This is a genomic window from Brevundimonas sp. NPDC055812 (assembly GCF_053616535.1).
Map to the genome: position 1 here is coordinate 458481 of NZ_JBSHDX010000001.1, position 23381 is coordinate 481861.

Below are 23381 nucleotides of genomic sequence, written 5' to 3' on the forward strand. Positions count from 1 at the left end.
TAAGTGGCTTTGGCATGGGCGACACTAAGCACAGGCCGGATAAAAAAATGCAGGCCAAGGCTTCGATTTCCTCAGAAAAATCCACAGCCTTGGGGTTGCTCTTCTCTGCCGACGAAGCAGCAGCCAAGGCCTTCCTCGACCGGTGCGAGGCTGAAGGGCTGACTGGAATCCTGGTCAGAGCTAGCTACGAAGTCCGCATGCCCGCGAAACTGGCTGGCGCGACCGTCCGCCAGCCCATGGACTATCTTTCACCAGAGGCTTGCGACGCGCTTCACGAAAAGGTCCTGGCTTGGCAAGAGAAGTTGCCGTCCGTTCGTCTCGGGTCCGGCGTGCGCCTTGCGGATTGGAGCGCCGGTGACAATCATCCCGCGCCTCTTTGGGCATGGATCGCTACTCTGACCCCCTATGTGCAGGTCACGATGAGGGCCGTGCTGCTGTTTGCCGCAATCGCAGATCAGGAAAAGCCGGCAGCGTTTGACTGCCTAGGCGTCTCAGGCGACGCAGCTTGGCTTGCTCCCCTGGCCGTCAAGGTCTTCGAGCAGGCGAACATCGAACCCCGTTTCTGGGGACAGCCGCCCGCCCGTCCGGCCCGCGTACTGCCGTGGCCGCGAATTCGTACGCCCAAGATCGACTATCGCCCCGTTCGCCGCCGTGCTTCCTACCTACGGGTTATCGCGGCGCTGGAGGCCCACGAGCGGCAGGCCCGCAGCCTCGGCCTCGGCGGCTTCAAGGGCCACGCCGTCCTGATCATGCGCGGCGCCAAAGGCGTCGAATGGCTTGTCAGTCCTCAAACGGGACGCCCCGCCTTCCTCGACGAGTATAGCGAAGGCCTGCCCGAGGCTCTGGCCCAAGCGTGTCGAGATCGCCATTGGCGGTTGACGATCATCTACGAGGGGCCCAAGCCAGTCGCGGACGGCTATCGTTCCCTGGCCGAGACTCATCCGTCGTTCATCTCCGAACTAGCGGGACCGACCTTTGGCGGACTGGCCTCTCAACTTCGCGTACCGGCCCGCGAACAATATGAACCGGCAGTCGCCCGGCTGATCGCTGATCGTGCGTTCCGCAAGGCGTTCGTCTTCGACGGCGTCGATATGTTCGATCAGTTCTCGGATTATCTAGCGCGCTCTATCCTGAATCTGTCGGTGCTCATGACGTCGCAGTCGGAGACCTGGGAAAAAACCTTCGAGATCCTCAAGCCGAACCTGGTTCTCGGCGGGCGATTGGAAGCGAAACCCTGGATCAATCTGGCGGCGTCGCGAACAGGGGCTCGAACGGTCTCGATCAAACTGGGTATCGGAGACGAGATGACGCCGTCCATTCTGGCGCGTCGTCCCGATGGGTCACACGAGACGGAATCCCAGCCCGACGCCCTAGCCGTATGGGGTGAGCACCAGGTCGAACATCTTCGCCGGCGAGCACCGACTTATGGCGGCGACATCAAAGCCCTGGGCCGGACCCGATCCGACACCTTCGTGCGAGCGACGAACGCCCTAGATCACGCGCGCATTCGTGAAAAGCTGGGCCTAGCTCCAAGCAGCCCTGTCATCGTCTGGGCGGCGACCTGCAGAACCCGATGGGGCCTGTGGCCCAACCAAACCGCCGGTAGCGCGGTGCTATCGCCGGATTCCTGGGAAACGGCCTTCAAGGCCCTGGTCAAGCTCGCCGTACGCCGAGACGCCCAGATCGTGGTGCGCCCACACCCCGTTGACGACATGGCCTTCATCGCCGATCAGATCAAGCGACACGGGAAAGGCAGAGCTATTTTCTCAGCCGGTCGTCAGGGTACGCCCAACATCGAACTTCTGTCCGTTTCCGACATCCTAGTTTCCGGCGTGTCTTCGATGTTCGCCGAAGCGATCCTGTCGAACTGCGTCGCCGTCAACCTATGGTCGCCTGAAATCAGCCTCATCTACGAAACCTCTCGTTTTGATCACTATTCGGAAATTTCGGAAGCGGTCAGATCCGCCCGCGAGATGGAACAGCGGATCGACGCCTTGCTAGACAGCCCCGAAAACTATGCGGCGGCGCTTGAGCGCGCGCGCGCCAACTTGCCGAGATACTTCGGCGGGATCGAGGGCGACAACGCCTCGAACACAGCTGTCTGGGCCTTGGAAACAACGCCGATCAAGGCGCCCCAGGAAACAGAGCCCGCCGCCGCCGAGGCGCTCGCATGACGCATGCGGAATCTTCCGCCGGCAGTGACGACAAGGCCGACGCCTGCATAAGGCGGATCATAAATTGTCCCGTCGCCTCCACTCTTCGGACACGGCGCCGTCGTCTGACCGATATCTTGTTCGTCCCGCGTCTGCCGTCCGGTTCGCGAAAACTGCGATCAGGCCGCCAAACGGTCGAAACCTTCCTTGCAACCTCAGGCCCTGGCCTTTGCGTGATCGGTCCGAACGTCGATGCTGATGTGGCCGCCTGGTTTCCTGAGGACCGATCGAACGGCCTGCTTGATTTCTCAGGCCTCGGCCTGGGCGCGCCCAGCCAAGATCCGCGCCGCCGATCTCTCAATGAAACCTGGTACACAACCGCCAAGGCCGGAGCTGAACTTGCACTGGACGTCATGCAGACGGCGGCGCCGCCGCCTTGGAATGCCCTGATCCGCACCCACCGCAACGCCCTAATGCTCAGGCTCAAGCCGGAACTCGCCCTGAGACTGCGTCGGCTGGAGATCGCGGATGACGCCGCCCGGACCAGGGATGCACGCGTTGTCCATCTGATCGAGGGCGACGACCCCCTTGACGACCTGGAGGCGCACTTTCATGCCTCCGGGATTGCAGTCACGCACGACCTGGGCCCGACCGACAGACGGGGAGCCGCCCGTTTTGTCGCCAGAAGAGACAGTCCGGCCGATGTTCGCGCCGAGGACGCCTGGGCCGCATTTGCTGCAGTGGTGGAAGAGTGGAAACCTGGACGGCTCGACGTCGGCGACAAAGCTGTGATCGTGGGCGACTTGCGCCGGAAGATTGAATTTCGACACAGTCAGACCGTACGGGCGCTACTGGCCGCTGCTGCCGCCCACGGATCGGTTCTGATCCAACCCTTCACGCGGCGCACCAGCAACGTCGTCCGAGCGACCGGCGTGGCCGCCTCATTGGGTTCCACCACGATCCTTGTCCGGCAACCGCAATCCTCGCGACCCCGCACTCCGCTGGCCGGGATCCGCACCCTGCTGCTGAGGCAGATCGACCAAGCTCTGGAATCCGAGTTTACGACGGGCCAGCGAGCCGCAATTCTTGAGGGGTGCGGAGCATTCGTGGCGTCGAGTCTGGCGCCAAGCTTGGCCTTGACGTCAGAACTCAGCCGTCAATTTGCGCGGCGACCTCCTCGCTTCGTCGCCTCAGCTCCCCTTGGCTCGCCTTTCGGAGGGCTGATCGTATCGGCCGCACGCGCGGCCGAGGTGCCCACTGTCGAGTTACAAACCCTAATGATCGGCACCTCGGACCGCGATCCCGTTCCCGTGGCAGAACGGGTCGGCGTTCTGGACGACTCGCAACGCAATATCTTCCAGACGCGCTTCGGCGTTGCGCCCGAGCAATTCATCCTCGCTGGTCACGTCGATATCGGTCAGCTTCATGGCCGCGCTGTCCGCGCCGCGTCCCCCCGCAGCGTCATATTCGCCTCCCAGCCGTTGGATGACGTCTCGACCGCCGCTCTCGAAATGACGGTCGCCGCCTGCAGCGTTCTTGGGGACATCACCCTATCGGTGTCGCCCCATCCTGATGAAACAGCCTCCGACATTTCAAAGTCTCGCGCCATCCTCGAGCGCTGGCCCCATGTCGCCAGTAAGATTCTACCTGCCGGTGGGACGCATTCGGCATTGATGGATCATGCCGTGCTGTGCACAGTCGTCAGCAACGTCGCCATGCGGGCGGCCCAGCACGGGATGCCGGTCCTGATCATAAATCCGGGGATCGATGTGCCTGTCGATTTTGCCCGCTTGGGCATCGCGCTAACAGCCCGATCAACAGAAGACGCTCAGAGAATTCTTAGCGATTTTTTTGCACAGGGTCCTAGACTGCAGAGACTGAAGGCGACACGAGAGGCCTATTTCCAGCAGAACCCCCAGTTACTGGATCATGGCGCGGCGGATCGGGTCATCGCCGCTATGGCGCCGGAGGACCCCTACTGGCGCGGAAAGGCGCTCAGGCAGTTTGCGCGGAGTGAGACGCTCTGGATGGGGGTATCGGCATGAGTGAATACGACACCGTTCGACGCGCCGTTGAAGCGTCGGGAGCCAGAACCGGCAAGGAACGCGCCGTCGTCTATCAAGGTTTGCGCACGCAGCGACGCACCAGCTTGCGCAAGCTGCCGTCTCGCGTCGCCGCTAGCGCCAAGAACACCGTCCGCAGCCTCAACGACGCGATCCGTTCCTATGAGCTGGACCTGGTAGCGGGCAGGGTCCGCGACTGGTCCGAAGAGCTTCCTGCGGCGCAGATCGACCCCTCGCTTGATACAGTGACAAACGCAGCGCCGCCTGCACCTCCACTGAGTCGACTGCGGACTCTGGCGCCTCTGACGTTGCGGACGCTATTGCTGCTGCGTCGCGCAGGCCCCGCTGCATCCGTCTGGATCGTGATCGAGCCCTTGATGCAGATCGGCATCATCCTGGCTATCTATCTCGCGCTTGGCTACACTAACATCGTCGACATGGACCCCCTGCCATTCGCCGTCGTCGGCACCTCGGCCTGGTTCATGTTCCGCATGACCTACATCCGCTGCGCCGTGGGCCCCGTGGACGAGTCCCTGATCCTGATCCCGCGCATCCGAGCCGTCGATATTCTGGCTTGCCGCGCCCTCGCCTATGGTGTGATCTACACTCTTGCTGGCATTGCGATCCTGACGTTCCTAGGTCTGCTTGGCTTGGGCGCCCCAGTCGAGCGGCCAGTGGATGTGTTCTTCACCTGGTGCGTTATCTTGGTGATGGCGTTCTCGTTCGGGCTTATCCTGCGCACCATGTGCGCCTATGTCCCGGTGCTGCAACGCGGCGTGCCTTGGACAGCCCGCCTTCTGATCTACTCGTCCGGCGTTCTATTCGTTACCGAACAACTGCCGGACTTTATAGCCAAACCTATGTTGCTGAACCCGCTGCTAAACGCCCTGCAGCACCTCCGCTCAGCCTATTTCACGACCTATGAGAGCCACGACGTTTCCCTAGCCTATGCAACCCTCAGCAGCATGGCCATGTTGACGTTGGGCCTAATCCTCTACGCCGCCAATCGCCGTAAGGTCTGAGCTCGTCAGGTGATGGGCAACCTGCCCTGCACCATCAAGCCCGCGCGAGCGAACGCTGGTTCCAGGGCGTCAAACAGGGCGTTATGGGCGATGGCGCTAACCGCCAGATCCGGCAAGCCGCAATCCTGGCCCGCCAACAGTTTTTCGACCACCTCGGCAGTCAATTCGCTCTGATAGACCGGCCGCACCACGTCGATGATCTTTCCGCATTCATCCGACATGACCCCGGTCGCCTCAACAATGGTCAGGGTCGTATCGCCGAACTCCAGCTGAATCTCGGTCTGCTCGGGAGCATCCACCTCCACGATCAGGGTCAGGCTAGAACCGGCTGGCGTCCCGTAAGATGAGACTCCGAAGGCCTCATAATACCCTTCGCGCTTAGCCGGGAACGGGGCGGAAATGTGCGAATCCGTCAGCCGGACCTCCGCCTCGCCCGCCAGCATCTGAAGCAGATCTATGAAGTGAACCCCGTTGCAAGCCAAACCGATATTGCTTCCGCGAACGGTCATCCGCACTGGCGTGCCGGCCAGTCGAATCCGCTCGGCCAGCGCGCGGTAACGTGGCCATAGCCGTCGAGGACAGTTCACCACCCCCTCCACGCCGGCCGTTTCCAGACGAGAAGCCACGTGGGTGAACGATTCTCGCGCGTTGAAGGCGACCTTCTCGATCATCATCGCTCCAACCTTCCGGTCAGATAGGACCGTCTCGATCAAGGCCTCACGTCCGTCCGCCGGCGTAGCCAGAATCACAACCCGCGCGTCGCCGCCCAAGCCAGACAAGCTCTCGGCGAAGCGCCCCTCCGAGTCCGCGTACTCGGCCCATTGGCTCCTTGCCCGTTCCAACGCGGCGTCTGACGAATCCATGCCGTCCAACGCAATCTGCGTCGATAACGGCTCCAATCCCTGCAGGTGCCTGAACCCGATATTGCCCAGCCCGATCAGGAGCGCTGCGGGTTTGAACTCGTTCTGCATTCAAGGCCTACTGGAAAGACAACTCTAAGCAACTAGGTTTTCAATCTCCCGAACGCAACGCAGATTTCAATCTAATGTGGGTATGATTTTGCGCCGCGAATGATAAATGACCTCGAACTATGGGATCGGCGTCACAGCCGGAAAATTTCCTGGAGATCTTAATGGGTAAGAAAATCGCCGTCACCGGTGCTGACGGTTTCATCGGTTCGCATTTGACGGAGGCGCTCGTCCGCGCCGGACACGAAGTGCGCGCCATGACCCTTTACAACTCGTTCAACTCCGACGGCTGGCTGGACAACTGCGCGCCCGACGTGGCCGGCCAGTTCGAGACGATTTCCGGCGACGTGCGTGACCTGTCGACCTGCATGCAGGCGATCCAGGGTTGCGACATGGTCTTCCATTTGGCCGCCTTGATCGCCATTCCCTACTCCTACGCAGCACCGCGCTCCTACGTCGAAACCAACGTTATCGGCACCTTGAATGTGCTTGAAGCCGCCCGCGCCAACGGCTCGCGTATGCTCCACACCTCGACGTCCGAAGTATACGGGACGGCCCAATCCGTTCCGATCCATGAGAGCCATCCGCTGGAGGCCCAGTCGCCGTATGCGGCGTCCAAGGTCGGGGCTGACCAGATGGCGCTCTCCTTTCATCGCTCATTCGACATGGACTTGTTCGTCTGCCGGCCGTTCAACACTTATGGCCCGCGCCAGTCCGCTCGCGCCGTCATCCCCACAATCATCAGCCAAGCGATCGCCAACAACGGCCACATCCAGTTGGGCGCTCTGACGCCAACCCGTGACTTCAACTTCGTGAAGGACACCGTCGCAGGCATGATCGCCTGCATCGAACGCGCGCCGGCCGGATCGACAATCAACCTGGGTTCCGATTACGAAATCTCGATCGGCGAACTGGCGACCGAGATTTGCAAGCTGGTAGGGGTCGAGCCCAATGTTCAACTCGACCCTGCCCGCGTTCGCCCCAGCGGCAGCGAGGTCGAACGTCTGTGGGCTGACAATTCCCGCGCTCGAGAACTGTTGAACTGGACTCCTGGCTATGGCGGCGTCGAAGGCTTGCGCCGCGGCCTGTCGGAAACCATCGAATGGTTCACCAACCCGGAGAACCTCAAGCTGTACAAGACGGGGCGTTACAACGTCTGACATGACCGCTTCTTCGTCCTCCGCCGTCCAGCGCCTCGTCTCCTTTCTACGCGAAGATCTTGGCCAGCAAGGCCGCATCCCTCTCCACGCCCCGACATTCGGGAGACGGGAGAAAGACTATGTCGCCGACTGCATCGACAGCACCTATGTCTCGTCGGTCGGCGACTATGTTGTGAAGTTCGAGAATGAGGTGGCCCGCCGGTCGGGCTGCGCCTTCGGAGTGGCGACGATGAACGGCACAGCCGCGATCCACGCCCTGTTGCATACGCTGGGCGTCGGACGCGGCGATTTGGTGATTTGCCCGGCTCTAACCTTCGTAGCCACCGTGAATGCCGTCCTTTACACGGGCGCACAGCCCGTGTTTCTGGATTCGGACCCGGATACCCTGGGACTATCCCTGTCCGAGGTTGAACGGTTCCTTCAGACCTGTGAGCAACGCGCCGACGGGGTCTGGTACGAAGGACAACGTGTTCGAGCGGCCTTGCCCGTGCACATTTTCGGCCATGTCATCGATGTCGTCCGACTGTCCGAAATCTGCGCGGCGTACGGCGTCGCCGTGGTCGAAGATGCGGCCGAGAGCCTCGGCGCGTCTCGTGACGGACGCCAGGCGGGCTCGCTGTCCGTCGCCGCGGCGCTCAGCTTCAACGGCAACAAGGTGGTCACCACCGGCGGCGGCGGCGCGATCGTCACCAATGATGAGGCGCTGGCCGTCCGGTTGAAGCACCTTACAACGACAGCCCGGGCAAAGCAGGGCTGGACCTTTTTCCACGACGAGATGGGCTTCAATTACCGAATGCCCAATCTGAACGCCGCCCTTGGGTTCGCGCAGATGGAACAGTTGGATGATTTCATCTGCGCCAAGCGCCGGTTGGCCGACCGGTATGAGGCCTTGTTCCAAGGCTGCGCTGACGTCCAGTTCGTCAAGGAGGCCGCCGGCGTTCGTTCTAATTACTGGCTTCAAGCCATCATGCTGCCCGACCTAACCGCCCGGAACGAAGCTCTAGAGAGCCTTCATGCCGAAGGGATCGAAGCGCGTCCCTGCTGGACCCTTATGGTCGACCTGCCCTATCTAAAGGACTCTCGGCGGTTCGGAAATCTGACTGTCGCACGCGACATCGAGAGCCGCTTGGTCAACATCCCCTCCAGCCCCTCCCTGATGACACCGTCGGTCTAAAACCTGACATTGCCTCAGGACTAGAAGCAGCCTCTGATGGACGGAACCAAACTCCGGTTCCGTCCAGACAATTCAGCTGTAGCGAATGGGCCAGCCTTAGCGAATCGGGAAGGCTCGCAGCAGCAGCAGACTGATCGCGCCCAGGAACAACCCGACCAGAGCCCCGACTAGGATAGCGGACGGCGTGCGAGGCCAGCTTCGACGGCTGGGCTCGCTGGGCGAAGCAACCGTCAGAAGATACTTGTGCTGGCGCGCGTAGTTCGCCTTGGCCAAAGAGACTTCTTTGCGCGCCTCTTCGACGCTCTGGACCGCGAACTCGTGCTCAGCGGAAGCCGTCTCGAACGAGGCCAAAGCCCCCGACACGGCGCTGGCGCTGCCGACCAAGCGCGCACGCTGCGCTTCAATCGACCGATCCAATTGGCTAAGCTCGGCGCTCAGCCGCTGCAGGCGGGGGCTGTCAGGGCCACCCAGTTTCTGCATGGCCTCCACCTCGGCCGCGACGCCGACCCTCTGAATCTCCAGTTGCTGGATGACCGATCCGATCATCGTGGCCTCTGCGGCAGGGTCCAGTCGTCCAGTGGCGTTACGCAAGGTCGCCATATTAGTCTGCGCGGCCGCAAGTTTCTGAGCGGCCGTGGCGAGTTCCTGCTCGGCCGTGGTGACGAAGTCCTGCCGGACGCGGGCATTGTATCGGTTGATGAACTCTTCGGAAACTTGCACAACCCCTTGCGCCAGACGCTGGGCCTCGGCCGGGGTCCGTCCGGACGCCTCGATATCCACCACCTGGCGAGTCAGGCTGAAGCGCGCGGATACAACCGAGCGATAGAATTTCAGCCTGGCCTCGTTCGAGGGATTACTGGGCAAGGGATGGGCCGGATCCCGACTGCCGTTAGGGAAGCTCCGGAAAAGGCCGACCCGCTTGTCCAGAGCGGCCATCGCATCTGGCGTGCGCAGATAGTCCTGTACAAGAGTGCCATCCAGCATGCCCAGAGCGTCCGCAGCGCCAGATCCGCGTCGAAGCAGATTGAATCCTGAGCCACTGCCCTGCGATTCCATGGCGCCGCCCCGCACCACAACCGTGGCCTGAGAAGTAAAGAGCGGCAGCGCGAGCATGACCGAATACAGCAGACCGACCAGCGCCCCGGCCGCGCCAGTTCCCAAGAGGACCAACCAGACCCGACCATCCCGGGTCTTCTGAAAACGCGAGGCGAAATCGAAACTAGAGGAGAATGTCATCTTCAGCCTGTTCCTCGCGCCGATTGGGCGCTCCGTCCAAGAGATCGCCGGTCGCAACTGCTGTCGCAGCCGTCAGAGCATCCGCGACTGTCTCATAACACACGACCTCGTCGCCCTTTAATAGAACGACGATATCACACCAGTTATCCCAAGGCTCAAATGGAGGCGCTATAGCGATCATGCCGCGTCCCTCGAGACGAGCGTCAAAACGTTCCGTCCATTCCTGATCGAAAATTGGATCTCCGGTGCCGCCGGCGCCATAGGTCAGGTAGACGTCGAAATCTGGCCACAGAACACAAAGGCGTTCCAACCGCGCCCGCTCTTTGGAGGACCAAAGATTAGTGGTGGTCGCCAGCAGGTCAGAACTGAACCAACGCTCAGCGTCCGCCATACAGGCCGAGATGTCTAGGTTGTAGATAGACGCCAGAAAACGGATGAACTCGCGCCCCGTGATCAAACCACGAACCATGCCGCTCTGGCCGATCGGCCACGACGGGCGCCCATCAAGGATCACCGCCCCGCCGGCCGGACGATGCCCGATGACTAGCCGGAGAAAAGCCGCCGTCAACCTCTCATCCTCGGCGAACACCAAGGCGCGTCGACGGCCCAACTTGAAGGATAGATTCTCGAAGATGGGTTCGCGGGTTTCGCGATCCCAAACCTCGACATTGTCCAGGATCAGCATCGCAATGACCCGCAGTCGCAGCCGGTCATCAGTTGCGAACCAGCCTGTCGACCGTGGCCGCAGACGCCCCGACGCCTATCGTCCCCTGGATGGCCGCCAGAACTTTGGTCCATTGAGCGACTGGCGCCTCGGTTACGTAGATCGTGTCGTTCGGCAGTACGGGAAACGCCGTCGCGATGGCGAAGGCGTCCGCGTCGCCCATATTGAGTTGGTAAACTAGGGGACGCTGATCTACGTCGTCCGGCGCGGCCTTCCGGAACACGAACACCCCACGGGGATTGGCCCGTGCGCCGTCAAGACCGCCTACAGCGCTCAGGGCCTCCAGCAAATTCAAGCCAGCCGTCGTGATGTCATTCGAACCGGGCTGACGCACCGATCCTAGGGCCTGGAAGCGAGCCGGAGTCGCCGCAACGACAATCTCCGTGTCGCCGGTCAGGCGCGTGGAGGGGCCGAACGCGATCTGGGCCAGGCTGGTAGTCGTGGTGCCGCTCGCCGTCCTGACAAGAACGGTCGAGCCATACGGGGTCTCCAGCGGAGCCCCGGCCATAGAAACGGCATCCAGGACCGTAACGACATCCTGACCGACTACCCAGCGACCGGGCGTGCGCACCGCGCCCCCCACCGACACGCTGCCCATGTTGCGGCTGGCCACCATCACGGTCGCGTCGGGTCGAACGGTGAAACGGCGGATATTGCTGATGATAGCCTGCCGAACCTCGTCCGCAGACCGCCCCGCAGCGGGTATAGCCCCGGCATAGGGCAAGCGGATTGCTCCGTCGGGTTCGACGATAACGTCCGTAAATTGGGACCCTCGCTGACCCGATGTGGCGAACACGCCCTCGCCGAGCGCTTCGTAGATACCGATGTTCAGACGGTCCCCGACCTCAATCCGATTGGCCGGTGGTCGAGAACTGACACCGCCTGCGCTGATTTCCGGCCGCGCGAAGGGATGCGTCCATGCCGCTGCCGCCGCCAAGGTCAACGGCTCGATCCGAACCGAGCCCTCGCTAGCCGCCGAGGCTATAGCGCCGGTGGACGGTCCATCGGCGGGAATATTCGCACAGGCCGTTGCAAACAACAGGCTGCCCGAAGAGGCGACCAGCGCCATCTTCGAAAATCTCATCGCGCCATCCCTGCTGCGGTAGACGACGAACTGTCGGCGTTTCCGAGGAAACTGTCCAGCGGTCCGCCACGCTAAAAGAGTCCCTGCCGTGCCATGACTGGCAAGACCGTTCAAGGGGGGCGGTGCATTCTTCGCCTCCGAGCGTCAATGAGCCGGCGGCCTGCACTTCAAAACAGCTCAAACGCTGGTTTCACTGTCTTTTCCGCGTCTCGCTGGCTAGGACGACAGTCCACGCCTTGGCTCCGTCTGGACGCGTGACCTTACATGACGAGTTTTATGTCGAACAGCTGACGGAAGGATGGACATGCAGGAACAGATTTGGCTGGTCGGCGCCGGACGCATGGGTCTGTCCTATGCGAAGGTTCTGACAACCCTGGACACGCCATTTGTCGCCGTCGGTCGTGGTGAAGCCTCCGCTATCGCCTTTCAACAGGAAACCGGCGCCGAATGCCGCCCCGGCGGCGTCGCCGCCGCTCTGGAAGCCGCCGACGCGCCGTCCAGCGCCATCGTCGCCATTGACATTCCCGAACTCGGCGCCGTCGCTGAACAATTGATGCAGGCCGGCTGCCGCCACATTCTTCTGGAAAAACCGGGCGGAGTCGACGAGGCGGCCCTCGCTAGAATATCCGCCATGGCCCGAGAAACCAGCACGGACATCCGGGTGGCCTACAATCGCCGCTTCTACGAATCCGTGCGCCAGGCCCGTGCAGGCCTGCAGGAGGATGGCGGGGCTGTGTCCATGACCTTCAGCTTTACCGAGTCATCCGACGCGATCATCAAGATCGGCTATCCGCAGGAGGTGCTCGACAATTGGCTTCTGGCCAACTCCACCCACGTTATCGACACCGCATTCCACCTCGCTGGCGAGCCTCGCGAATGGACGCCGCGCGTCTACGGTTCGCTTTCCTGGCATCCCAGCGCAGCGCGGTTCCAAGGCGGAGGCCTGACGCGCGACGGTGTCATGTTCTCCTATGCCGCCGATTGGGACGCACCGGGCGGATGGGCAGTTGAAATCGCCAGCAGGAAGCGTCGCTTCATTCTGAAGCCGATGGAGCGCCTAGCGGTCCAGCAGCGCGGCTCTTTCGCCGTCGAGTTCTTGGACAGCGCCGACGCCATAGATGGCCATAAGCCCGGCCTGCTGCGCATGACCCGAGCCTTCCTCACCGGCGAAGATGCGGTCGACCTGCCCGACATTCACGAACATCTATCGCGAACGCGCAGCATCTACGCCCCCATGGCAGGCCTGCCCTCGGCCACCTAGAGATCGCGGAAGCGCTTTCGGCGCAGGCTTTCAAAAGAGACGCCCTCCAGGATCTCAACGATCCGGCGGCCCGCCGCGCCGTCCCCCATGGGATTGATCTGATCCCGGATCAGACAGCGAAATTCTGGGCTGACCCCCCGGCGTATAGCTTGGCCGATGGCGGCGGCCTCGGCAGGAACGTCCAGGACGCTGGCTGCGCGCAAACGTCCCTGCTGACGGTCGCCGATGTTCACCGTCGCCACGCGGTGCGCCGGGGCTTCGATAACGCCGCTGGAGGAATTTCCGACCACTGCGGCTGCGGCGGAAAGAGCCCAAGCGTATCGCCGCCGGCCCAACGATTCGACAGCAAAGACACGGCCAGGCGCCGCGGAGACATGGTCCGCAATGGCGCGACGGATCGCCTTGTTGCCCTCGTCCGCGTTCGGCAAGGTGTACAACACCTTAAAGTCTGGCAAGTCGTCCAACGCCTGTCGCAGGGCCGCCATCTGGTCCTCGGGGGCCTGGGCGCCCAAGGTCTCAGGATGGAAGGTGACCAAAAGGAAGGCCGGCGACAGGTCCAGGCCGATCTCGGCGCCGATCTCGGCGATCGAACGCACCCCTTCGGCCATCAGATTGTCTAGCCCCGTCGACCCGACGGTAAACACCCGCTCGGGATCCTCGCCCATTTGAATGATCCGCTGACGATAGGGTTCGGCCGCCGTGAAATGCAGGGCCGCCAGCTTTGTGATCGCATGACGGACCGCATCGTCCACCGCCCCCTCGGTCACATGCCCGCCCTCAATATGCAGGATCGGCAACTGCAAAGCCGTCGCCGCTGCTGCCGCGCCCAACAGCTCGGTGCGGTCGCCTAACAGCAGGACCGCGTCGAGATTCAGGGTCGAGAACGCCTCAACGCAGCCCTTGAGCGCCGCCGCCATCGCCAGCCCGACAGAGAGGGCGTCATCATCCGACTGTTGGATAGGGATGCGAGCGGCGATGGCTTGTCCGTCGTTTTCGATCTCGGCGACCGTCATGCCGTGATCAGGCGACAGATGGGTCCCGCTGACGATCAGGACCGCCTCCAACCGTTCAGACTGACGCAAGGCTGAGAGAATTGGATACAGCAGGCCGTATTCGGCCCGCGTGGCGGTGAACACGCCGATACGCGCCTTGCTCATCGCCGGCTCACATATCCGCCGTCCGGCACGTCGACCGTGGCGACCGCTCCGGCCGCCACCACGGCGTCCGCTCCGATACGGATTCCCTGCAAAACCGTGGCGCCCGCGCCGATATAGGCGCCGACGCCGATCTCCACCCCGCCGCACAGGACCGCACCCGGCGCGACCATCGCATGACGGTCCACCACCGTGTCATGATCCACGCGAGCGCCCGTATTGACAATCGCATTGGCCGCGACGCGCACATTGGGCTGCAGGATCGCTCCGGCGATTACCTGGGCTCCGTCCTCCAGCACCACGTCCGGCGCCATGATGACTCCTCGCCCGATCACCGGAGGAAAATGGAAACCGCGCTCCACGTATTGATCATAGACCCGCCGACGCAGCGCCGTACCCGACGCGCCCTGACGCGGCGTACCGCCCACGCCCAGAGCGGCTTCCACGCCTTTTGGAAAACGATGAAAGGCCGCCTCGTCGTCGCCGATATAGGACAGGTCGGCCAGATCCGGCGCCTCACGTGCAGTTACGCCCAGGCAAAAACGGCCCATGGCCAGTAAACCGTCGAGCACCACGCGCGCGTGCCCGCCGCCGCCGATCAACAGAACAGAACGATTCATGGCAGGATTACTTCATCAACAGCATAAGCGCGCGCGGCCGTTTGGCCGAGCAGGTCGAACATGGCGATCGGGGCCATGCCCCCGCCAGCGCGTTTTACGGTCAGGTTCGCTTCAGTCAGCACCTCGCCCGCCGCGATGTCGCAGGCAGCAACCAGGCATTTGCGCGCGACGGCGATATTGGGAATTTCGGAGGGCTGCGGGCGCTTGACGCCGTCGCCCATTGCCCGACTGATCCGGTCGACACCCTGGACCAGCGCCTGCAGTTCGGACGGCTCAAGAGAAGCCTTGTGATCTGGCCCCTCCATGTCACGGGACAGAGTGAAGTGTTTCTCGATCGCCACCGCCCCTAGAGCCGCTGCGGCCAGGGAGATGTCTATGCCCGGCGTGTGGTCCGAATAGGCCGGCAATACGCCGAAGGCCCGCGCATAGACGTCCATGACCTTAAGATTCACCTCGTCATAGGGGGCCGGATATTCCGTGGTGCACTGCATGACGGTGACACGGCTGAGGGCGTCGCGCGCTTGGACCGAGGCATAAGCCTCGGCAAAGGCCGCGACTGACGGCCGCGCGCTCGGTTCCGCGATCAAACCGAAAGCGATCACCGACAATGCTTCCTCCACCTCCGCCAGCCGGGCCATGCCGGTCGACAGGATCATGGGCAGGCCCAGCCGCGTCAGGGCCAGCAGCATGGGGGCGTTGGTCAGTTCGCCCGAGCCGACCTTGATCCGCTTGACACCGAGGCTGTTCACCAGAAAGCGCGCGGATTCGATGTCGAACGGGGTCGATAGGAACTCGATGCCACGAGCGTCACAGCGGTCGGACAGGATGCGGTGATCCGCCTCCGACAGCTCCAACGCCTGCAGCATCTTCAGCTGAGTGTCGCCCGCGTCAAAGTTGCGCTTCTGATAGGCGGCGGTCGGCGCCTGACGCGTCACCAACTTGGTGGCGTCGAAAGTCTGAAACTTCACGACATCGGCGCCAGCGTCCGCCGCCGCATCGACCAGGGCGATCGCGAGATCCAGATCACCGTTGTGATTGACCCCCGCCTCGGCGATGATCGAGCAGTGTTTCGCGTTCACTTCCGTCACCAGGCGGCCCACCCGCCGTCAACGCAGATGTTCTGGCCCGTCATATAGCTGGAGGCGTCCGAGCACAGCAGGGCGGCGGCACCTTTGATCTCATGCGGCGTGCCTATCCGGTTCAGCGGATTCTTGGCAGCTAGGCGGCCGATGAATTCCGGCGCGGCGGCGATGGTCGAGGGATAGGGGAAGGGGCCTGGGCTAAGACAGTTAGCGCGGATGCCGTCTGGCGACAGGAAACTTGCCAGATAGCGCGTGAATTGCAGCACTCCGGCCTTGGCCGCGCCATAGCTGGGCGGATTGGCGTAAGTCTTGCCGTCATAAAGGCGATAGTCCGGAGCCACATGACCATACATCGAGGCGATGTTGAGGATGACGCCCTTGGTCTCCCTCAGCGCAGGAATGGACGCCTTGACGACCCTGAACACGCCGTTCAACGACATGTCGATGTCGTAGACCCAGTCCGCCTCGTCGATGGTCTCCAGACTATTCTTGGCGCCCGACCAAGCACAGTTCACCAGAATGTTCATCGGCCCTTGGTCAGTAAAAGACTGAATGCAGGCGTTCACCGAGTCGGCGTCCAACATGTCGATCTGCAGCGCACCATGATCCCCTGGATAGCGCGCCTTCAAGTCGTCGATGAAGGCCTGGCACTTCTGCGCGTCGCGGCTGGCCACAACGACAGTCGCGCCCATTTCCGCCAGGACTTCACTGATTTGAGACCCTAGAAGCCCCGCTCCTCCGACAACCAGGGCCCGGCGCCCCTTGAGCGATAGCAGATCCGACAGGGCGGGAGATTGAGAATTCATCTGGTTTCCAATTGACGCTGGGGAAGACGAAGGTGCGAGTTTGCTAAGCCATTCCGGCCCCTTGGCACAAGCTGATGCGGCCACTGAACCGCTTCAACGCCCTCTTCTCTTCCGCCACCCCAGCCAAACTCGGATCATTTTCCGAAACAAGCTCGCAAAAGGGCAAAAGCATGTTCAAATAGCAGCCAATGTCGGGAGGTCGGCTTGGACACCACGCGCTTGCGTAATCTTGTGCTTTCTGCGGTCATGCTCAGCCTGTTCGGGATGCCGCTGAGCGCCTGTGGCGGCGGCGGGGGCGGGGGCGCTGTGACACCTCTTCCTCCACCTCCACCTCCACCGCCGCCGCCGCCGCCGCCGCCGCCGCCCGGACCTCCGGCGATCCCCAGCGCGACGTCATCGGAGTATCTGCGCAACTGGGGCGTCGGAGACACTGGGGCCATCAGCGCCTGGCGACAGGGCGCGACCGGACGCGGCATGACCGTCGCCGTAGTCGACAGCGGCATCAAGCTGAACCACCAGGACCTGGGCATGAACATCTCGCCCCTGTCCACCGACATCGTGCCCGGCCGCAACCGACCCGAGGGTGCGGACGACCACGGAACCAGCGTCGCCAGCATCATCGCCGCGCCGTTCAACAACTACGGCACGGTCGGCGTGGCCTTCAACGCCACCATCATGTCGATCCGCGCCGACGTCAGCGACTGCACCGATCCCGACGACAAGATCTGCTTCCGTTCGTCCGACCTGACGCGCTCCCTGGACTACGCCGTGCAGAACGGCGCCCGGATCATCAACCTGTCCCTGGGCGGCGAAGGGCGGCTGGGCTCGCAGTTCGAGGCGGCCCTGCAGCGGGCGGTCAACGCAGGAGTCGTCTTCGCCGTCGCCGCCGGCAATGAGGCCGGCGTCAATCCCGAATGGCCCGGCCGCTACGCCAGCGATCCGCGCTTCGCCGGCTCGATCATCGTCGTCGGCGCCCATGATCGCGCGCGCCAGCTCGGCGACTTCTCCAACAGGGCCGGCGTGTCCCAGAGCGCCTATCTGACCGCGCCGGGCGTCGAGGTCGTCTTCAATTGCGAAGGCGACCAGTGCTGGAAGGGCGGAGGCACCTCCTTCGCCTCGCCCGCCGTGGCGGGCGCCCTGGCCCTTTTGCTGGAGGCCTTTCCCAATCTGACCGGTCGTGAAGCGGTGGACATCCTGCTGCGTACCGGAGCGGACCTGGGCGATGCGGGGACGGACATCATCTTCGGACGCGGCGCCCTGGACATAGCCCGCGCCTTCCAGCCGGTGGGCGCAACCGCCTCGCCCATGGCGGCGGGCCAGTCCGTGAATATCGCGGTCGAACCGGGCGTCCATGTCGGCGGCCCGTTCGGCGACGCTCTGAGCCGCACAGGAGCGCTCGGCACCATCGCCTATGACGAGTATGAACGGCTGTTTCGGGTGGACCTCGGCGCCGCCTACGGCCCCGCGCCGCGCCGCAGCTACCAGCCCAGCAACCCAACCCCCATGCAGCAGTCGCAGGTGACGCTCGACACGCCGGGCGGAACGCGGCTGTCGTTGGCCGCCGCCACGCCCGTGGCCACCCCCGAGCCCGTGGCGGCGCGCTACAGCCCTTATGACGCGCCGTGGCTGGGCGACGAGACGCGCGGCGAGGCCCTGTTCGACGTTCAAGCCGGGCGGCTGTCGTTCGCGGCGTGGCAGGGCCAGGGCGGGGCGCGCTCGCCGTTCCGCAGCGGCTCCGGCGACGGCTTCGTGGCCTTGAGCCAGGCGGATCACGCCCTGCGCGGGGCCCTGAATTTCGGCGCCCTGACCTTCAGCGCCGAGAGCGGGTCCGGCGACCGGCGCGCTCCCTTACGTCCGGTCGAGCGAGACGCCTCGACCTACGCCCGCGCCGGGATGGACTGGCGCGCCGAGAACGGCGGCCTTTCGTTCAGTCTAGGCGCGCTGGATGAGCGGATGGGACCGCTGGGGGCCTATCTGCCGACGCAGTCGGACTTCGCCCTGCCGTCGCGCACCCGCTTTGCGGCGGTCGGGGCGGATGTGGACCTGGGGCGCGGCTTCACCCTGTCGGGCGAGGCGGGTTTCGGCCGCACCGAACTGGAGGGGCGGTTCCTGCACCTGTCGGCCCCGGCGCTCAGCTCGACCTGGCGGGCGTCGTTGCAATCGGCCTGTCCGACGTGGTCCTTCGCCAAGGCGTTAGGCTGCCGCAGCCTGACGTGGGAAGTCTCCCAGCCGCTGCGGATCGAGGACGGGACGTTCAGCGCCTATCTGGCCGACGCGCCGCTGGACTATTTCGATCCGGTGACCTTCTCGGAGCGGCGCTTCTCGGCCGCGCCGTCAGGGCGGCAGATCGACTTCAGCGTCCGCAGCCTGCACGCCCTGCCGGGCGGCTCCTGGCTGCAGCTCGAGGCCGTGGCCAGCCGCGAGGAGCAGCATCGCGCGGGCGCCCCGACCGGCTACGCCCTGCTGGGCAGCTGGCGGCGGGGGTTCTGAAGCCAGGCCCCGCCTTCACTTCCCGCCCATCCCGGCGGACGCCGGGATCCAGTGAGAACAACGCGCATCAGTCTTCAAGGTTCTTCGAGCCGCCAAGCTCAAAACGAAGCCCTTAAGGCCAAAGTACTGGATCCCGGCGTCCGCCGGGATGAGCGGGGGTTATAGGGCGCAAGCAAAAAGGCCGGCGATCGCTCGCCGGCCTTTGTCGTTTCAGCGGCGGCTTCGCGCTTAGCGCTCGACGCACATCGCCACGCCCATGCCGCCGCCGATGCACAGGGTCGCCAGACCCTTCTTGGCGCCCGAGCGCTTCATCTCGTGCAGCAGAGTGGTCAGGATGCGCGCGCCCGAAGCGCCGACCGGGTGGCCGATGGCGATGGCGCCGCCGTTGACGTTGACCTTGGCCGGGTCGAGGCCCAGCTCCTTGACCACGCACAGCGACTGGGCGGCGAAGGCCTCGTTGGATTCGATCAGGTCCAGATCGGCGACGGTCCAGCCCGCCTTCTCCAGCGCCTTCCTGGACGCCGGGATCGGGCCGGTGCCCATGATGGCCGGATCGACGCCCGCGGTGGCCCAGGAGGCGATGCGGGCCAACGGCTCAAGCCCGCGCGCCTTGGCTTCATCGGCCGACATCAGCACCAGGGCGGCGGCGCCGTCGTTGATGCCCGAGGCGTTGGCCGCCGTCACGGTGCCGTCCTTGACGAAGGCGGGCTTCAGCTTCTCCATCGCCTCGAGGGTCGCGCCGTGGCGGATGTATTCGTCCTGATCCACGACCACGTCGCCCTTGCGGGTCGAGATGGTGACGGGAACGATTTCGTCGGCGAACTTGCCCGCCTTCCGGGCGGCCTCGGCCTTGTTCTGCGAGGCGACGGCGAAGGCGTCCTGCGAGGCGCGGTCGATCGACCATTTGGCGGCGATGTTCTCGGCCGTCTGGCCCATGTGATAGCCGTGGAAGGCGTCGATCAGGCCGTCCTGCAGCATGCTGTCCTTGAAGGCCAGTTCGCCCATCTTCTGGCCATTGCGCAGCTGAGCCGTATGCGGCGACTGGCTCATGCTTTCCTGACCGCCGGCGACGACGATCTTCGCATCGCCCTGAACGATCTGCTGATAGGCCAGGGCCACGGCGCGCAGGCCTGATCCGCACAGCTGGTTCAGGCTCCAGGCCGGGGTTTCATTGGCCAGACCGGCGCCGATGGCGGCCTGACGCGCCGGGCCCTGGCCCGCGCCCGCCTGCAGCACCTGGCCCAGGATCACCTCGTCCACATCAGCGGCGGCCACGCCCGCGCGTTCCAGCGCCGCCTTGATGGCGACCTCGCCCAGCTTGGAGGCCGGCAGGGTCGACAGGGCGCCGAGGAAGGAGCCGACCGGCGTGCGGGCGGCGGAGACGATGACGACGTCGGTCATTTTTATTCACTCCCTGGAGAAATTCTTTGCGCGAGGTTGTGCCGCATTCGCAGGCGCTCGTCACCTGTTGCGATGCAGCAATCAGCAAAACGTCATCGCCGCGTCGCAGCATCCGCCGGGAACGATGCCCGCAGCCGCGCTTTCAGAAAGGGAAGGAGACGTGATCTTGCCGAAAGCCCCATCATGCTGAAAGCTCTCGCCCGCCGCATCTGCACCCCCGACGATCTGGACATGATCGAACACTATCAGACGCGGGCCGAGCGGCTGGCCGATCTGTGGGTGCACGCCGTGGGTCTGGCCCTGGCGGCCGCGGGGGGCGTGGTGCTGGCGGTGCTGGCCGGCGTCTATGCGGGGGTGGGCGCGGCGGTCTCGACGGCCATCTACGCCCTGTGTCTGGTGGCCATGCTGACGGCCTCGACCATCTACAACCTGACCCATCCGTGTGCGGCGCGGCCGGTGCTGCGGCGGCTGGACGAGGCGGCCATCTTCCTGATGATCGCGGGCAGCTACACGCCCTTTACGACCGTGCGCTTCGAAGGGGCATGGTCCGTGGGCTTCACCCTGGCGGTGTGGACCATGGCCATCGTCGGGGCGGGGGTGAAGATGCTGGCCCCGCGCCTATCGGACGCCTTCTGGAGCGTGATCTACGTTCTGTTCGGCTGGGTGGCGGTGTTCGCGTTGAAGCCGATGATCGAGACGGTGCATCCGCTGGCGCTGGGCCTGCTGGTGGCGGGCGGGCTGATCTATACGGCCGGGGTCTTCGTCTTCATCAGCCAGAAGGTGAAGTTCCGCCGGGCCATCTGGCACGGGTTCGTCGTCACGGGGGCCGGGGTGCACTGGGCCGCCGTGCTGATCGGCGTGGTGCTGGTGAACGTCTGAGCCGCATCAAAGACGGGACTCGCCTTCGCGCGCGCAATGCGGGATGCTTGGGCGTTGCAACATCGCGAGAACAAGCGTGACCGACAAGAAATCCGAGGGCGGAAAAACCCGTGACGGCATGGTCGTCATCAAGAAGTATGCGAACCGGCGGCTCTACAACACCGCCACCAGCGCCTATGTGACGCTGGATGATCTGGCCCGCATGGTGCGCGAGGGCGTGGAGTTCACCGTCTACGACGCCAAGACCAATGACGATCTGACGCGCCAGATCCTGACCCAGATCATCTTCGAGGAGGAGAGCCGGGGCGAGGCCCTGCTGCCGGTGCAGTTCCTGCGTCAGCTGATCGGCTTCTACGGCAACTCCATGCAGGGTGTGCTGCCGTCGTATCTGGAGATGTCGCTGGACAGCTTCACCCGCCAGCAGGAGCAGTTGCGCGGCCAGTTCACGCGCGCCTTCGCCTCGGCGCCCGGCGGCAATCTGATGGAAGAGGCCGTGCGCCAGAACATGGCCATGTTCGAGCGCGCCATGCGGATGTTCCCCGGCTTCGCCTACGGTCGCCCCGAAGGCGAAGCGGCCGAGACGCCTGCAGCCGCCGAGGCCAAGGCCGAACCGGCGAAGGACGGGGCGGCCCTGGACGAGATGCGTCGCCAGATGGACGAGATGCGGGCCCAGATCGACCGCCTCGCCCAGTCCAAGGGCTGAGGCCGCCCGTGACGGACGAGATCCGTCCCATCGGCGCGGCGGGGCCGCTGAACGATCCCGTCGTGGACGACCGCCGCGAGGGCGACCGTCGCCGTCGCGAGCGGCGGCGCGCCCGCGCCCTGGTCCCGACCGAGGCCGAGACGTCGGACGAGGCGGCCGATCCTGCCGTCTCCCCGGCAAAGCCTGCCGTCACCCCGCCCCCGCCGCCCGCGGCCTTCGCCGCCCAGGTGCTGGGCCAGTCGGGGCAGAAGCGCGGGTTGAAGGGCGGCGCCCCGGTGCTGGATGCGGCGCGCACCACCTATCTGGGCCGGGAATATTCGGGGCGGCACGATCGGCGCCCCTCGCCCGGACGGTCGCGCAAGACCGAGATCTGAGGGCGACTGGCGCGCGACTTGCGTAGACGAAGGCTCAACCGTCTTCGGATCGCGCCATGCCCGCCGCTTTCAGCCTTGCCTCCCGCCTGTTCGACGTGACCGTGGTGGCCGTGATCTTTCTGGCGTTCAGCTAGGGCGTACCTGCCATACCCCGCTCATCCCGGCGGACGCCGGGATCCAGTAAGAGCCCCAAACTCGGCGGCAGATGTCGGCGCGTGTAGCCAAAAGCACTGGTTCCCGGCGTCCGCCGGGATGAGCGGAATTTTAGACCTCAGAACTCCGTCACCGCGCCCGGACGCCGCGAGCGGGACTTCAACCACATCACGCCCAGCAGGTCCGAGAAGGACGCCCGCAGTCGTCCCCAGTTGGTGTATTTCGACCGGCCCGTCTCGCGGTGGCGGTGATCGACGTCGAGGTAGCGGTTCTCATACCCCTCGCGGATCACCAGGGCGGGCAGATAGCGGTGGATGTGATCGAAGTAGGGCAGCCGCAGGAAGACGTCGCGGCGAAACGCCTTCAGCCCGCAGCCGGTGTCGTCGGCGTCGTCGCCCAGCAGTTTCCTGCGGATGCGGTTGGCCCATAGCGACGCCTGACGCTTGGCGGTGCTGTCCTGGCGCTTGGCGCGCACCCCGCCGACCAGGGCGACGCTGGGCGGGGCCGCCAGGAGCGCGTCGACCAGGCGCGGCGCGTCGGCGGGCGGGTTCTGGCCGTCGCCGTCCAGGGTCACCACGATCGGCGCCCGCGCGGCCAGGACGCCGGTGCGCACCGCCCGGCTCTGCCCCGCATTGGTTCCGTGCGACAGCACCCGCAGGGCGGGCAGTTCCGCCATCGCCGCCTGCAGCTCGTCCAGGGTCGAATCCCGGCTGGCGTCGTTGACGAAGATCATCTCATAGGACCGGCCGGCGAAGGCCTCGGCGATCTCGCGCGCCAGGGGCACGGCGGCGCCGGATTCGTCATGCACGGGCACGACGACGGAAATGTCGGGCGAGGAAGCGGAGCGGTCGATCATCGACGCTCTTTAGCGCAG

At 64.3% G+C, this 23381-nt stretch carries 20 protein-coding genes; 10 read left to right on the top strand and 10 right to left on the bottom strand.

The genetic code is table 11. The features are described 5' to 3' along the window. The first annotated feature begins 14 nt into the window (after nt 1-14). From ACWGL1_RS02185 to ACWGL1_RS02195, 3 genes are all read left to right on the top strand, one after another. Nucleotides 15-2174 (top strand): hypothetical protein, encoded by a 2160-nt coding sequence (locus ACWGL1_RS02185; protein WP_452111053.1) that lies wholly within the window; start codon nt 15-17, stop codon nt 2172-2174. Between the two features lie 212 nt (nt 2175-2386). Next, nucleotides 2387-4198: a hypothetical protein gene (locus ACWGL1_RS02190; RefSeq protein ID WP_452111054.1), complete on the top strand. Its 1812-nt coding sequence runs from the start codon at nt 2387-2389 to the stop codon at nt 4196-4198. After that, the gene (locus ACWGL1_RS02195) at nt 4195-5238 is read left to right on the top strand and encodes an ABC transporter permease (RefSeq protein WP_291783275.1); all 1044 of its coding nucleotides are present in this window, start codon (nt 4195-4197) and stop codon (nt 5236-5238) included. The genes ACWGL1_RS02190 and ACWGL1_RS02195 overlap by 4 nt, the downstream gene beginning before the upstream one ends. Before the next feature lie 5 nt (nt 5239-5243). Here ACWGL1_RS02195 and ACWGL1_RS02200 read toward each other — a convergent pair whose 3' ends face one another. After that, on the bottom strand, nt 5244-6209 hold the full coding sequence (locus ACWGL1_RS02200; RefSeq protein ID WP_291783278.1) for a Gfo/Idh/MocA family oxidoreductase: 966 nt from the start codon (nt 6207-6209) through the stop codon (nt 5244-5246). Between the two features lie 161 nt (nt 6210-6370). Here ACWGL1_RS02200 and ACWGL1_RS02205 point away from each other — a divergent pair, with 161 nt between their 5' ends. Beyond that, nucleotides 6371-7366, top strand: coding sequence for an SDR family NAD(P)-dependent oxidoreductase (locus ACWGL1_RS02205; RefSeq protein ID WP_338576920.1), 996 nt, complete (start codon nt 6371-6373; stop codon nt 7364-7366). Between the two features lies 1 nt (nt 7367). Next, nucleotides 7368-8540: a LegC family aminotransferase gene (locus ACWGL1_RS02210; RefSeq protein ID WP_291783283.1), complete on the top strand. Its 1173-nt coding sequence runs from the start codon at nt 7368-7370 to the stop codon at nt 8538-8540. A gap of 96 nt (nt 8541-8636) precedes the next feature. On the opposite strand, the gene ACWGL1_RS02215 is transcribed toward ACWGL1_RS02210, so the two are convergent. The 3 genes from ACWGL1_RS02215 to ACWGL1_RS02225 are packed head-to-tail and all read right to left on the bottom strand — an operon-like array spanning nt 8637 to nt 11569. Then, on the bottom strand, nt 8637-9776 hold the full coding sequence (locus ACWGL1_RS02215; protein ID WP_452111055.1) for a hypothetical protein: 1140 nt from the start codon (nt 9774-9776) through the stop codon (nt 8637-8639). Next, entirely contained in the window at nt 9760-10461 is a 702-nt protein-coding gene (locus ACWGL1_RS02220) for a P-loop NTPase family protein (protein WP_291783289.1), read from the bottom strand. The genes ACWGL1_RS02215 and ACWGL1_RS02220 overlap by 17 nt, the downstream gene beginning before the upstream one ends. A gap of 28 nt (nt 10462-10489) precedes the next feature. Then, a complete protein-coding gene (locus tag ACWGL1_RS02225; protein ID WP_291783291.1) occupies nt 10490-11569 on the bottom strand; it encodes a polysaccharide biosynthesis/export family protein in 1080 nt (359 codons plus the stop codon). Nucleotides 11570-11888: 319 nt separating this feature from the next. On the opposite strand from ACWGL1_RS02225, the gene ACWGL1_RS02230 reads away from it, so the two are divergent. Further along, nucleotides 11889-12845 (top strand): Gfo/Idh/MocA family oxidoreductase, encoded by a 957-nt coding sequence (locus tag ACWGL1_RS02230; protein ID WP_291783295.1) that lies wholly within the window; start codon nt 11889-11891, stop codon nt 12843-12845. Here the strand turns inward: ACWGL1_RS02230 and neuC are convergent. From neuC to ACWGL1_RS02250, 4 genes are read right to left on the bottom strand one after another with little or no spacing between them, the layout of a single operon-like run. Next, on the bottom strand, nt 12842-14002 hold the full coding sequence (neuC, locus tag ACWGL1_RS02235; RefSeq protein ID WP_291783298.1) for a UDP-N-acetylglucosamine 2-epimerase: 1161 nt from the start codon (nt 14000-14002) through the stop codon (nt 12842-12844). The two genes, ACWGL1_RS02230 and neuC, sit on opposite strands and share 4 nt — an antisense overlap. Next, complete coding sequence (locus tag ACWGL1_RS02240; RefSeq protein ID WP_291783302.1) at nt 13999-14619, bottom strand: LbetaH domain-containing protein; 621 nt, start codon at nt 14617-14619, stop codon at nt 13999-14001. The genes neuC and ACWGL1_RS02240 overlap by 4 nt, the downstream gene beginning before the upstream one ends. Continuing rightward, on the bottom strand, nt 14616-15719 hold the full coding sequence (gene neuB / locus ACWGL1_RS02245) for an N-acetylneuraminate synthase (RefSeq protein WP_291783304.1): 1104 nt from the start codon (nt 15717-15719) through the stop codon (nt 14616-14618). Before neuB ends, ACWGL1_RS02240 begins: the two co-directional genes overlap by 4 nt. Beyond that, entirely contained in the window at nt 15704-16591 is an 888-nt protein-coding gene (locus tag ACWGL1_RS02250; RefSeq protein ID WP_291783307.1) for an SDR family oxidoreductase, read from the bottom strand. The genes neuB and ACWGL1_RS02250 overlap by 16 nt, the downstream gene beginning before the upstream one ends. A gap of 390 nt (nt 16592-16981) precedes the next feature. Between ACWGL1_RS02250 and ACWGL1_RS02255 the strand changes: the two genes are divergently transcribed. Next, the gene (locus ACWGL1_RS02255) at nt 16982-18997 is read left to right on the top strand and encodes a S8 family peptidase (protein WP_452111056.1); all 2016 of its coding nucleotides are present in this window, start codon (nt 16982-16984) and stop codon (nt 18995-18997) included. A 228-nt stretch (nt 18998-19225) separates the two neighbouring features. Here ACWGL1_RS02255 and ACWGL1_RS02260 read toward each other — a convergent pair whose 3' ends face one another. Further along, nucleotides 19226-20398 (bottom strand): acetyl-CoA C-acetyltransferase, encoded by a 1173-nt coding sequence (locus ACWGL1_RS02260; protein WP_452111057.1) that lies wholly within the window; start codon nt 20396-20398, stop codon nt 19226-19228. A 183-nt stretch (nt 20399-20581) separates the two neighbouring features. Here ACWGL1_RS02260 and trhA point away from each other — a divergent pair, with 183 nt between their 5' ends. The 3 genes from trhA to ACWGL1_RS02275 all read left to right on the top strand — a co-directional run bounded on the left by trhA (nt 20582) and on the right by ACWGL1_RS02275 (nt 22354). Further along, nucleotides 20582-21277, top strand: a complete 696-nt coding sequence (gene trhA / locus ACWGL1_RS02265; RefSeq protein WP_452111058.1) for a PAQR family membrane homeostasis protein TrhA — start codon at nt 20582-20584, stop codon at nt 21275-21277. 118 nt (nt 21278-21395) lie between these two features. Continuing rightward, nucleotides 21396-21980, top strand: coding sequence for a polyhydroxyalkanoate synthesis repressor PhaR (gene phaR, locus ACWGL1_RS02270; protein ID WP_291783382.1), 585 nt, complete (start codon nt 21396-21398; stop codon nt 21978-21980). An 8-nt stretch (nt 21981-21988) separates the two neighbouring features. Further along, on the top strand, nt 21989-22354 hold the full coding sequence (locus ACWGL1_RS02275) for a hypothetical protein (RefSeq protein ID WP_452111059.1): 366 nt from the start codon (nt 21989-21991) through the stop codon (nt 22352-22354). Between the two features lie 271 nt (nt 22355-22625). Here the strand turns inward: ACWGL1_RS02275 and ACWGL1_RS02280 are convergent, their stop codons facing one another. Further along, nucleotides 22626-23363: a glycosyltransferase family 2 protein gene (locus ACWGL1_RS02280; protein ID WP_452111060.1), complete on the bottom strand. Its 738-nt coding sequence runs from the start codon at nt 23361-23363 to the stop codon at nt 22626-22628. Nucleotides 23364-23381 lie beyond the last annotated feature (18 nt).

Bases quoted from the DNA above. Each gene is read 5' to 3' on its own strand.
- ACWGL1_RS02280 (WP_452111060.1), bottom strand. From the start codon at position 23,363: ATGATCGACCGCTCCGCTTCCTCGCCCGACATTTCCGTCGTCGTGCCC.
- ACWGL1_RS02260 (WP_452111057.1), bottom strand. From the start codon at position 20,398: ATGACCGACGTCGTCATCGTCTCCGCCGCCCGCACGCCGGTCGGCTCC.
- ACWGL1_RS02255 (WP_452111056.1), top strand. From the start codon at position 16,982: ATGACCGTCGCCGTAGTCGACAGCGGCATCAAGCTGAACCACCAGGAC.
- ACWGL1_RS02210 (WP_291783283.1), top strand. From the start codon at position 7,368: ATGACCGCTTCTTCGTCCTCCGCCGTCCAGCGCCTCGTCTCCTTTCTA.
- ACWGL1_RS02230 (WP_291783295.1), top strand. From the start codon at position 11,889: ATGCAGGAACAGATTTGGCTGGTCGGCGCCGGACGCATGGGTCTGTCC.
- neuC (WP_291783298.1), bottom strand. From the start codon at position 14,002: ATGAGCAAGGCGCGTATCGGCGTGTTCACCGCCACGCGGGCCGAATAC.
- ACWGL1_RS02240 (WP_291783302.1), bottom strand. From the start codon at position 14,619: ATGAATCGTTCTGTTCTGTTGATCGGCGGCGGCGGGCACGCGCGCGTG.
- ACWGL1_RS02215 (WP_452111055.1), bottom strand. From the start codon at position 9,776: ATGACATTCTCCTCTAGTTTCGATTTCGCCTCGCGTTTTCAGAAGACC.
- phaR (WP_291783382.1), top strand. From the start codon at position 21,396: ATGGTCGTCATCAAGAAGTATGCGAACCGGCGGCTCTACAACACCGCC.
- ACWGL1_RS02225 (WP_291783291.1), bottom strand. From the start codon at position 11,569: ATGGCGCTGGTCGCCTCTTCGGGCAGCCTGTTGTTTGCAACGGCCTGT.
- ACWGL1_RS02220 (WP_291783289.1), bottom strand. From the start codon at position 10,461: ATGCTGATCCTGGACAATGTCGAGGTTTGGGATCGCGAAACCCGCGAA.
- trhA (WP_452111058.1), top strand. From the start codon at position 20,582: ATGCTGAAAGCTCTCGCCCGCCGCATCTGCACCCCCGACGATCTGGAC.
- ACWGL1_RS02185 (WP_452111053.1), top strand. From the start codon at position 15: ATGGGCGACACTAAGCACAGGCCGGATAAAAAAATGCAGGCCAAGGCT.
- ACWGL1_RS02205 (WP_338576920.1), top strand. From the start codon at position 6,371: ATGGGTAAGAAAATCGCCGTCACCGGTGCTGACGGTTTCATCGGTTCG.
- ACWGL1_RS02195 (WP_291783275.1), top strand. From the start codon at position 4,195: ATGAGTGAATACGACACCGTTCGACGCGCCGTTGAAGCGTCGGGAGCC.
- ACWGL1_RS02200 (WP_291783278.1), bottom strand. From the start codon at position 6,209: ATGCAGAACGAGTTCAAACCCGCAGCGCTCCTGATCGGGCTGGGCAAT.